The 1,487-nt window shown below is 57.8% G+C and carries 1 protein-coding gene and 1 pseudogene; both read left to right on the top strand.

All coding sequences use genetic code 11. From position 1 onward, the window contains the following. Positions 1-524, top strand: a pseudogene (locus CINSTRO3249_RS15830) (terminase); the annotation flags it as partial. Then, positions 524-1,487: phage portal protein (locus CINSTRO3249_RS15825; RefSeq protein WP_074013902.1), on the top strand; the 964-nt coding region annotated here is incomplete at its 3' end. The pseudogene CINSTRO3249_RS15830 and the gene CINSTRO3249_RS15825, both read left to right, overlap by 1 nt.

Genomic DNA, 1,487 nt, shown 5'->3' with positions numbered 1-1,487 from the left:
CGGCCCGCTCTGGCGACACCTCCACCTTTGTGATTATGGCACCGCCGCAGTATGAGGGGGAACGTTTCCGGGTGCTGGCGACCTTCTACTGGCAGGGGATGAACTGGAAATACCAGGCCAGCCAGATCAAGGCGCTGTTTGCACGCTACCATATGACGCATATCGGTATTGATACCACCGGGATCGGCAGCGGCGTGTTTGAAATGGTGGAAGCCTTCGCGCCACGTCAAACCGTGGCTATCCGCTACGGAGTGGAAACCAAAAACCGCCTGGTGCTGAAAATGGTCGATTTGGTGGAAAGCCAGCGCATCGAATGGGACGGCGAGCAGAAGGAAATCGCCGCCAGCTTCCTGGCTATTCGCCGCACCAGTACCGCCAAAGGGGGCGGCATGACCTTTATTGCCGACCGCAGCCAGGAAACCGGCCATGCGGATGTGTTTTTTGCCCTTTCACACGCGGCGGATAATGAACCACTGAACTACGAAAATCCCCGCCGCTCCATCTGGAAAATGAGCCAACACTAATGAAAAAACGTCAACCCCGCCGTCAGGCGGCGCGCAACAGTGGCAAGGCCGCCGTCAGCCGTCAGCGGCATATGAGCATGATCAAGACCGGCACCCTGAGCAATCCTGAACCGGTACTGACCACCGGCACCGATTACCGCGATATCTGGTACGACAACGCGGCCGATCACTATTCACTGCCCATTGACCGGCTGGCGCTGGCGCAGCTGGTAAACCTCAACGGCCAGCACGGCGGGGTGCTCTATGCCCGGCGCAATATGGTGGCCGCCGATTATCGGGGTGGCGGCCTGAGCCACGAGCAGCTGAAGGCCGGACTGTTTGATTACCTGACCTTTGGCGATTTGGCCATCCTGAAAGTGCGCAACGGCTGGGGCGAGGTGATCGCTCTGGCTCCGCTGCCCTCGCTCTATCTGCGTCTGCGCAAAAGCGGCGAATTCGTGATATTGCAACAGGGCGAGCCGCTCGTTTACCCGCCAGAGGACGTGATTTTCCTGCAACAGTACGATCCGCAACAACAGATTTACGGCCTGCCGGACTATATCGGCGGGATCCACTCGGCGCTACTTAACAGCGAGGCCACCATTTTCCGGCGTCTCTACTACCATAACGGCGCGCATACGGGCGGCATCATTTACACCAATGATCCGAACCTCAGTCCTGAAATGGAAGAGCAAATCATGGAATGCGTTGAGCAGGGAAAAGGGGTCGGGAATTTTAAAACGCTGTTTGTCAGTATCCCGAAGGGCGATCCGGAGGGCATTAAATTTATTCCTATCGGCGATATCAGCGCCAAGGATGAGTTCAGCAATATCAAGAATATCAGCGCTCAGGATGTGTTAACCGCGCATCGCTATCCGGCCGGGCTGGCGGGGATTATTCCCAGCAATGCGGCGGGCCTCGGCGATCCGGTCAAGGCGCGGGAAACCTACCGGCAGGACGAGGTGATCCCGCTTCAGCGCATGC

Source organism: Candidatus Sodalis sp. SoCistrobi, from assembly GCF_900143145.1.
Classification (GTDB): Bacteria; Pseudomonadota; Gammaproteobacteria; order Enterobacterales; family Enterobacteriaceae; genus SoCistrobi.
This window is presented reverse-complemented; position numbering and strand designations above follow the sequence as displayed.